Here is an 8,431-nt window from a genome sequence, read left to right as displayed (position 1 = left end):
GCCGGCCCTCTCCTCCAGGCCGTCCCGCGGAGTGCCGGACGCCGGCCGGGGCGGGCACGCCGCGCCCCGGCCGCCGGCGGGGCCGGTCCGCCGGGCGAGTCAGGACGCCGTGGCCCGGGTGGCCCGGGTGGCCCGTGGTCGGGGGCGAGGGGCGACTTCCCGCGCGGCGGGGCCCGCGCGGCGGGGCCCAAGGACGTCCATGTGCGCGCAGGAGGCGAGGAGGACCACGGAAGCCAAGTAGTGATCGTTCAATTGCATTTCAAGTGCGGAAAATGCGTGCTTCACAAGCCTGTTGTGACCGCTGGAGGCTGTCCTTCCAGCAAGGTCACATGGTGAACCCGAACTGACTATGCTCCCCGATGTGTTGCGGCGTGCTCACAGCGAGTCACGGACGCTGTGGTGCGCGTGGACCGAGCGCGGCTGCAGGAGGAAGGGACCGTCGACGCGATCCCTCGGTGACCCGCCGACGCGTCGCATCACCCCAGTCCGTTCGTTTCAGACTGTTTAGGGACCTTCTGATGGTTCGTTCAGGCTCGATCTCCAGACCCCGGCCAAGCTCGGTCAACCGGGTGTGGCTCCTCCCGCCCGGGATCCTGGCCGGAGCCTCCGTCATAGCGCTGCTCTTCTCCCCCGCGGGGATACGGACACCGGTGGCCTGGTGCGCACTCGCCGCAGTCCTCCTCACGGTCGTCACCTCCGCCGAGGCCGCGCGCCGCACGCGTGCGGCGGAAGAGGTCCGGCACAGACGCGCGGGCGCCGAGGCGGCGGAGCGGCACGCGGAGCAGGAGGCCGCGCTGCTGGGTCGCCTCGCGGACCAGCGGGCCACCGTGGTCTGGCTCGCCGAGGAACTCCTTCCGGCGGCCGTCGCCCGGCTCCAGAAGGGCGATCCCTCGTCGGAGATCCTGAACGCCGTCACCTTTGGCAAGCACCTCGACGACGAGTTCACCGAGGCGCTCAAGGGGACCCTGCGGACGTTCCTGGAAGCGGTGGAAGCCGAGGAGCACACACGGGACGCCTCCCAGCGGGCGCTCGTGGCGGTCGCCCGGAGGGTCCAGGCGATCGTGCACCAACTCGCCAAGGACCTGCACGCCATGCAGATCCTCCACGGCACGGACCTCGTGGTCTCCCGCGGCCTGCAGGACGTCGACCACCGGAACGCCCTGATCGGCCGGCTGGCGGCCAGCATCGCCGTCCTCGGCGACGCCAGGCCCGGACGTCAGTGGTCGAAGGCGATCCCGCTCTACGACGTCCTGCGCGGTGCCATGTCGCGGATCGTCGACTATCCCCGGGTGAAGCTCCAGTCGGTTGCCGAGGTGGCGGTGATCGGCCCCGGCGCCGAGCCGCTGATCCACCTCCTCGCCGAGCTGCTCGACAACGCCACGACGTTCTCCCCGCCGCACACCCCGGTGGAGGTCACCGCGAGCGAGGTGCCCTCCGGCATCGCGATCGAGATCGAGGATCGGGGAGTGGGACTCACGGAGGAGGTCCGACAGCGGGTCGAGCGGGTCATGGCGCAGTCGCAGAACGGCATCAACCTCGCCGGCCTCGGCGAAGTGACCCAGCTGGGACTTCCGGTCGTCAGCCGACTGGCCCGCGAGCACGGCTGCGAGGTCCACCTGCGCACCTCCGCCTACGGAGGCGTACGGGCCGTGGTGCTCGTTCCCCGGCGCCTGATCACCACGGTGCCGCAGTCGGCGCTGCGCTTCCCGGACCCCGTCCGCAAGCGCACCGGGGGACCGGTCCCGCCCAGGACGACGCCGGCACCCGACCCGGTCAAGGACACCGGTGAGGTCAGGACGACCGCCAGCGGGCTCCCCCAACGCCGGCGCGAGTCGCCCGCGCTCCCGCAGCGACGCCGCGATTCGCCCGTCCCGACCCCCGTCGTCCAGACCGGGACCACACCCCCCGCCACCCCGACGGCCGCCGGCCCGACCCGTCAGCCCGGTCTGATGTGGGAGGCGTTCAACGGTGACAAGCGAGGCGACGGGAGAGCGGTCGCCGAGTCAACCCCTTCCCCCAGCGAGCCGTCAGATGAGGACGAGTAACATGCAGCCACTGCCGAACATGGACTGGATGCTCACGGAGCTCGTGGGCAGCGTCCCGTACGTGCGACACGTGGTCGTGCTGTCGTCGGACGGCCTGTGCATCGGACAGGCGAACACGGCTCCCGACACCGCCGACGCCCTCGCCGCGGCCTGCTCCGGCATCCAGAGCCTGGCGAAGGCCATCGCCCAGATGTTCCCGCACGGCGACGGTTCCACGCGGATGGTCGGGATCGAAGCCGACGGCGGCTACTTCTCCATGATGGCCGCCGGCCCCGGAGCCTACCTCGCGGTCCTCGCCGACCAGGAGGTGGACGCCGGCCTGCTGGGCGACCGCATGCGCACCCTGGTGGTCCGGATCGGCCAGCACATGACCAGCCCGCCCCGTGAGGACGTCGGGCAGGCGATGTGACATCGGAGAACCAGGACCCCTGGAATGAAGGCACACCCGTCCCGCTCTACGTCATTACCGGTGGCCCGGGTTCCTCGGCCGGGGCCTTCAACTTGGTCACCCTCATCGCGACGAGGTCCGAACCCGACCCCGCGATGCAACCCGAACAGGTGGCCATCCTCTCGATGTGCACGTACCCGCTCTCCGTGGCCGAGGTGTCGGCACACCTCCGGCTGCCGTTCAGCGTGGTCACCGTACTGCTGTCCAAGCTCGTCGAGGAGGAGCGGGTCGAGGCCATCGCGCCCGTGCCCGTGGCGGCATACCCCGAACGCGGCCTACTGGAGGCGGTGATCCATGGACTACGCAAGCTCTGACGTACTCGACATCGGTCGAGGCGACACCGATCTGCTCCTGCCCCACGGTGCCAGGGGGGTGAAGGTCGTCGTCGTCGGAGGATTCGGAGTCGGCAAGACGACCTTGGTGGGAGCGGTGAGCGAGATCCCGCCCCTGACCACCGAGGAAACCATGACGCAGGCGGGCGTCGGGATCGACCACAATCCCGGTGCCCGGGGAAAGAACAGCACGACCGTCGCCATGGACTTCGGACGGATCAGCATCAACCGGGAGCTGATCCTCTATCTGTTCGGAACTCCGGGACAGGAACGGTTCTGGTTCCTGTGGAACGGCATCTTCGAAGGTGCGCTCGGTGCCGTGGTCCTCGTCGACACCCGCAGGATCGAAGTCTGCTTCGAGGTCATCACCCGCCTCGAGGACCGGCGCGTCCCGTTCGTCGTGGCCGTCAACGCCTTCCCGGAGGCCCCGCAGTACCCCGTAGCAGATCTCCGCACCGCTCTGGCCCTCAGCGAATCCGTACCGATCGTCACCTGTGACGCACGGGACCGGGCGTCCTGCCGCGACGCCCTCCTCGCCCTGATGGGCTACCTGTGCACCCTCGCCGCCGCCCAGGAGACCGCATGACCGTCCCACCCGCCGAACGCGCCACCGAGCAAGCCGGGGCGATCCCGCCCCCGGGCTGTCCCGCCCACGTCACCACGGGCCCCGGTGGGGCCGCCCGGCTCTACGGCCACGCCGCGGAGACGGATCCGATGGGCCTGTACGAGGAACTGCGCGCCACCCACGGCCCCGTGGCACCCGTCCTACTCGACGGGGACGTGCGCGCCTGGCTGGTCCTGGGCTATCTGGAGAACCGCGAGGTGGCCAGCAGGCCCACCCAGTTCTCCCGCGACCCCCGGGTCTGGCACGGCTGGCGCAGCGGGGAGATCGACCCCGCCACCTCCCCGCTGGTGCCGATGATCGGCTGGCGCCCGGACTGCGTCTGCGCCGACGGCGAGGAGCACCAGCGACTGCGCGGAGCCGTCACGGCCGGCCTCAGCCAGTTCGACCACCGCGGCGTCCGGCGTCACATCACCCGCTTCGCCCACCAATTGATCGACACCTTCTGCGAGGCCGGCGAGGCGGAGCTGGTGAACCAGTTCACCGAGCACCTGCCGATGCTCACCCTCACCCATCTGCTCGGAATGTCGGACGAGTCCGGTCCCAAACTCGTGCATGCGGCCCGGGACCTCTTCAAGGCCACCGAGACCTCGCTCGCCAGCAACGCCTATGTGCTGGAGTGCCTCGAACAGCTCGTGCTCGACAAGCGCGCCCGCCCGGGGCACGACATCGCCTCCGCGCTGATGGCCCACCCCGCGGGCCTCACGGACGAGGAGGTGCAGCACCACCTCCGGCTCATCCTGCTCGCCGGTTACGAGACGACCGCCAACCTCATGTCCAACGTCCTGCGCATGGTGGTCACCGACCCCCGGTTCCGCGGTTCGTTGGCCGGTGGCCAGATGACCCTGCCCGAGGCCGTCGAGCAGGTCCTCTGGGACGAGCCCCCGCTGATGGTGTGTCCGGGCCGCTGGGCCAATGGCGACACCAACCTCGGGGGGCAGCAGATCAAGGCGGGGGACATGCTCCTGCTCGGACTCGCCGCGGGCAACGTCGACCAGGCGATCCGCCCCGACCCCGCGACCCCCGTGCACCACAACCGTGCGCACCTGTCCTTCAGCGCCGGCACCCACGAATGCCCCGGTCAGGACATCGGCCGGATCATCGCCGACGCGGGCATCGACATCCTGCTCACCCGACTCCCCGACATCGCCCTCTCCGTCCCCGAGGAGAGCCTCAGCTGGCGCTCCTCCACCTGGGCCCGGCACCTGACGGCCCTGCCGGTGAACTTCGCTCCCCGCGCCCCCAAGGCCCTCGACCTCCCGGCCCCGTTGCCCGCCCCACCGCCGCGCAGCACCGGCCTGCCGTCCGAGCGTCCGGGAGCGACGCCCGGGCCCGAGGCGGCGTCCGGACCCGTGCGCCGGTCCTCGTGGTTGATGCGCGTCCGACGCCTCCTGCGGAGGCGGTAGCCCCACGCCGAGGCGCCCCGCTGCCCTCAGTCCGAGGAGGTGTAGCGGGGCGCTCCGGTGTACCAGGCGTGGAGACCGGACAGGAAACCGCAGGCGCCCCGCAACCAGGACTCCAGCTCCGCCCGGTCCTCCTGGTCCAGGCCGGAGCGCCGGACGAGCAGCGGGAGTTCGTACCGCCGCAGGTGCTCGAAGTCCCGCAGGCGGGAGTTGACCAGGTGGAGGGCGGCGGGAACGGCGTCGTGCAGGCTGATGCCGAGGGAGTTGCCGACGACCAGGACCAGGTTGTTGACGTCGTTCTCCTCGTGCACCTCGCGCTCGTACGAGGCGATGTCGTTCGCCAGCCCCATGAAGTCCATGAAGGCGTCGAGCAGGGCGCGCACGGTCCGGCTCTGCCGTATCGTTTCGGGCACGCGCGCTCCGGTGGCCAGTTCGACCGAGTAGGGGGCGGTGTAGGCGGCGAAGCTCTCCCGGCGGAAGGGGGCGTAGTCGATCAGGTGGGGGACGCGGCCGTTGCGGCTGTTGACCAGTTCTTCCACTCCCGCGTCGACGTACCGGGCCAGGGCCCGGTTGAACTCCGTCCGCCAGTGGGCGAGCCTCGGCGGAAAGAGGTGTCGCTGCAGATCGGCGATCCCCCTCTCGACCGCGTTCGTCGGTTCCGGCAGCCGGACGCCCGGCTCGGGACGCAGGAAGGCGTGCAGTCGTGCGGTGAAGGCCAGGGCGCCGGTGAGGTCACCGGTCTGCTTGAAGGTCGAGGCGAAGTAGTCGTCCCAGGCCAGGGCCCAGACGTTGAAGCGGTGGTTGAGCCGCAGGTCCGCGAACGAGGCGTCCGGAAGCGTCCAGGCGGTCAGTTGGTCCACGGTCATGGCCTGGAACTTCGCCCTCGTCCATATCGGGGGGTGCGTCGATCGCCCCTCGTGGTCGTCCAGCATTCCCATGGCGCGGGCCCATGACTCGCTCTCCTCGTGCAGGACCGCCAGATACGGATTCACCCGCAGTGCATGGGGCATCCACAAGTGGGGCAGTTCGACGGCACGCACGGTCATGGGGGACCGACCTCCCTCTCGCTCCGGCCCGCATCGGTGTGCCGCGAGCCCGAGCACTGCCCGTCATGCGGCTCTGCAAACCTGCCCGCGCAGGACGACCGGAAACCGCACAACTGTCCCTTGCTGAGGGGGAGGTGGATGCTTCCTCGTGGACCGGAGCGAACCTTCGGGCGCGGGGAGATCCGTGGGGCGCCCGGCACGGCAGGGGTCTTCCCCCCCGCAGGACTCCGGGGACCACGACGGCTCAATCGTCGAAGGAACCGTGGCGACCCGCCCCGGCCGCGAAGCGTGTGGCGCCCGTGAGGGTTTCTCCGGCGGACAGCGGCACCGTGCCGTGTCGCAGCTCTGCGGCCAAGGCCTCGGGTTCGGGCAGTCCGTGCTGTTCCCGCACGGACAGGCGGTCGTGGCGCAGGCACAACTGGGGGAATCCGGCGATCTCCCGCGCCAGCTCTTCCGCTGCGGAGCGGGCCCGACCGGTCGGCACGAGGCGGTTGGCGAGCCCGATCGCGTGTGCCTCGGCGGCCGGGACCGCCCGGCCGGTCAGGATCAGGTCCATGGCGCGGCTCTCGCCGATCAGCCGGGGCAGTCGGACGGTGCCGCCGTCGATCAGCGGCACCCCCCACCGGCGGCAGAACACCCCGAGGACCGCGTCCTCCTCCACCACGCGCAGATCGCACCAGAGGGCGAGCTCCAGTCCGCCGGCCACGGCATGACCGGCAATGGCCGCGATCACCGGTTTGGTCAGGCGCAGCCGGGTCGGTCCCATCGGGCCGTCGCCATCGGCTGCCACCCGGTTCCCGTTTGCGGTGCCGACGGCCTTGAGGTCGGCGCCCGCGCAGAACGTTCCGCCCTCGCCCCAGAGGACCGCGACCGCAGCCCCGTCGTCCTCTTCGAAGGCCCGGAAGGCATCGGCCAACTGCCCGGCCGTCGGCCCGTCCACGGCGTTCCGGACGGCGGGTCGGGAGAGGACCACGGTCGTGACGGGTCCGTCACGTTCGACGCGGACGGGGTCCCCTGCCACCGGTGTCGCTGCTGTGTCGGTCATGGCGGCATTCTCGTGGTGGTCGCGTCCCGGTGGCCAGACCGCTCGGCCGGCGTCCTCGCGTCGGGGGATTCAGGAGGAGGACGGCGCCGGCCCGAGGACGCGGTCGAGGTACGGGTTGGTGAACACCCCGGTCGGGTCGAGTGCGTCCCGGAGCGCGACGAAGTCGTCGAAGTGCGGGTACCGGGGGCGCAGGTCAGCCGCGTCGAAGTCATGCATCTTGCCCCAGTGGGGACGTCCGCCGTACGAGCCGAGGATGTCCTGGCAGGCGCGGAAGTACCGGCGGTACGGCATGCGGTGGTACTGGTGGAAGGCGATGTAGCAGGTGTCGCGGCCCTGTGCGGTGGAGAGCCAGATGTCGTCGGCAGCCGCGAAGCGCACCTCCAGAGGGAAGGACACCTTCTCCTGGTGGGCGTCGATCCAGCGCTTGAGCTCGCGCAGTGCTTCTCCCGCGTGCTCGCGGGGAACGGCGAACTCGCCCTCGTGGAAGCGGACGTCGCGCACGGAGGCGAAGACCCGGTGGGAGAGGTCCGTCCATTCGCGGGAGGACATGGCCCGGGCCGCGAACCGGGTGATCGGCGGAACGAGTCCGGGGAAGCGGGTGCCGATCCGGTTGAGCCCCTCGAAGCCGAGGCCGCTGACGGTCTCGTCGAGGCGGCGGGCGAACGCGCCGATCGGCTTGAGCGGCACGGTGGCGGGCAGCCGCCGGAACCGCCGGGTGAGCGCGGTCCCGGAGTGCGGGAACCAGAAGAACTCGAAGTGGTCGTTGTCCGCGGCGAACCCGTCGATGCCCGCGAGCACGTCCTCGACGGGCATGGCGGCGTCGTGGGCGTGCAGGGCGAAGAGCGGGACGCACTGGAGCGTCACCCGGGTGATGACGCCCAGGGCGCCCAGGCCGACGCGTGCCGCCGCGAACAGTTCCGGGTGCTCGTCGGCCGAGCAGGTGGTGACCGATCCGTCGGCGAGGACCAGTTCCAAGGCGCGGACCTGGGTCGCGATGCCGCCGAACCCGGCTCCGCTCCCGTGGGTACCGGTCGAGATGGCGCCGGACACGGTCTGCCGGTCGATGTCGCCGAGGTTCTCCATGGCGAGACCCTGTGCGGCGAGCAACGGGTTGAGCTTCCACAGCGGCATGCCCGCCTCGACGGTGACGAGCCCCGTGCGCGGGTCGATCGAGGACACGCCGTCAAGCCGGTCCGGGCGGAGTTGCGCATCGGGGGCGACCGCGACGGCGCTGAAGGAATGCCCGGCCCCGACGGCCTTGACCCGCAGTCCGGACCGCACGGCGTCCTTCACGGCCGCCGCCACCTCCTCCGTACTCGCCGGCCGGAGGACGCGCCGCGGGCGGGCCTCTTCGTTGCCGGCCCAGTTGCGCCACACGCTGCTCATGCCAGGAGTCCCTTCGACCGGATCGGCGGAAGCCGGCGCCCGTGCCGGCGACGGCTTCCGGGAAGACTGAACTTGGTCAACCGTCCAAGTCAAGGGTGCGGAAG

Annotated in this window: 8 protein-coding genes; 5 read left to right on the top strand and 3 right to left on the bottom strand. The window is 71.0% G+C overall.

All coding sequences use genetic code 11. The features are described 5' to 3' along the window. Positions 1 to 569 precede the first annotated feature (569 nt). From ACFW2Y_RS33025 to ACFW2Y_RS33005, 5 genes are read left to right on the top strand one after another with little or no spacing between them, the layout of a single operon-like run. Positions 570 to 2,045, top strand: coding sequence for a sensor histidine kinase (locus tag ACFW2Y_RS33025; protein ID WP_384886576.1), 1,476 nt, complete (start codon positions 570 to 572; stop codon positions 2,043 to 2,045). Between the two features lies 1 nt (position 2,046). Further along, complete coding sequence (locus tag ACFW2Y_RS33020) at positions 2,047 to 2,454, top strand: roadblock/LC7 domain-containing protein (protein WP_384886573.1); 408 nt, start codon at positions 2,047 to 2,049, stop codon at positions 2,452 to 2,454. Next, positions 2,451 to 2,807, top strand: a complete 357-nt coding sequence (locus ACFW2Y_RS33015) for a DUF742 domain-containing protein (RefSeq protein ID WP_384886570.1) — start codon at positions 2,451 to 2,453, stop codon at positions 2,805 to 2,807. The genes ACFW2Y_RS33020 and ACFW2Y_RS33015 overlap by 4 nt, the downstream gene beginning before the upstream one ends. Next, a complete protein-coding gene (locus tag ACFW2Y_RS33010) occupies positions 2,788 to 3,411 on the top strand; it encodes an ATP/GTP-binding protein (protein WP_384886567.1) in 624 nt (207 codons plus the stop codon). Before ACFW2Y_RS33015 ends, ACFW2Y_RS33010 begins: the two co-directional genes overlap by 20 nt. Further along, entirely contained in the window at positions 3,408 to 4,853 is a 1,446-nt protein-coding gene (locus ACFW2Y_RS33005; RefSeq protein ID WP_384886564.1) for a cytochrome P450, read from the top strand. Before ACFW2Y_RS33010 ends, ACFW2Y_RS33005 begins: the two co-directional genes overlap by 4 nt. A gap of 26 nt (positions 4,854 to 4,879) precedes the next feature. On the opposite strand, the gene ACFW2Y_RS33000 is transcribed toward ACFW2Y_RS33005, so the two are convergent. From ACFW2Y_RS33000 to ACFW2Y_RS32990, 3 genes are all read right to left on the bottom strand, one after another. After that, positions 4,880 to 5,896, bottom strand: a complete 1,017-nt coding sequence (locus tag ACFW2Y_RS33000; protein WP_384886561.1) for a hypothetical protein — start codon at positions 5,894 to 5,896, stop codon at positions 4,880 to 4,882. Positions 5,897 to 6,140: 244 nt separating this feature from the next. Then, positions 6,141 to 6,941 (bottom strand): crotonase/enoyl-CoA hydratase family protein, encoded by an 801-nt coding sequence (locus ACFW2Y_RS32995; RefSeq protein WP_384886558.1) that lies wholly within the window; start codon positions 6,939 to 6,941, stop codon positions 6,141 to 6,143. Between the two features lie 69 nt (positions 6,942 to 7,010). Beyond that, complete coding sequence (locus tag ACFW2Y_RS32990; protein ID WP_384886555.1) at positions 7,011 to 8,327, bottom strand: D-arabinono-1,4-lactone oxidase; 1,317 nt, start codon at positions 8,325 to 8,327, stop codon at positions 7,011 to 7,013. Between the last annotated feature and the right edge of the window lie 104 nt (positions 8,328 to 8,431).

Origin of the sequence: Streptomyces sp. NPDC058877 (assembly GCF_042742855.1) — a bacterium.
Classification (GTDB): Bacteria; Actinomycetota; Actinomycetes; order Streptomycetales; family Streptomycetaceae; genus Streptomyces.
Note: the sequence above shows the minus strand (reverse complement) of the source record. Positions and strands in the feature narration are given on the sequence as shown.